General features: G+C 29.5%; 1 protein-coding gene and 1 pseudogene. Both read left to right on the top strand.

The window, feature by feature from the left end:
- A pseudogene (locus FUA24_RS25760) lies at positions 1 to 107 on the top strand (ABC transporter permease); the annotation flags it as partial.
- Between the two features lie 45 nt (positions 108 to 152).
- Positions 153 to 475: TlpA family protein disulfide reductase (locus FUA24_RS08025; protein WP_148541232.1), on the top strand; the 323-nt coding region annotated here is incomplete at its 3' end.

Genomic DNA, 475 nt, shown 5'->3' with positions numbered 1-475 from the left:
CTGTAATTATGGGAGCCGTATTAGTAATTGCTACTTTGTTTGTAATGATTAATATATTTGTCGACTTAATTTACGCTTGGTTAGATCCTAAAGTAAAACTTAAATAATTTTCATTTTCGCACAAGCGGAAATTCTATTAAAAAAATAAATCAATGAAAAAAGTATATGTAATTCTATTGGCATTAACAGCTCTTTTTAGTTGTAAATCACAAGAGCCAACCCAATTTAATGAAAAAGCTCTAAATGATACATTTGTAACGTTAAATGGTGAAAACGTAACATTTCAATCTATTTTAAACAAGCACAAAGGCAAAACCATTGTTATTGATATTTGGGCATCATGGTGTGGAGACTGTATAAAAGGTATGCCAAAAGTAAAAGCTTTACAAGAAAATTATAAAGATGCAGCGTACGTTTTTTTATCATTAGATAGAGGGGAAGATGCTTGGAAAAAGGGTATTGAAAAATACAATGT

Source organism: Seonamhaeicola marinus (assembly GCF_008085455.1).
Note: the sequence above shows the minus strand (reverse complement) of the source record. Positions and strands in the feature narration are given on the sequence as shown.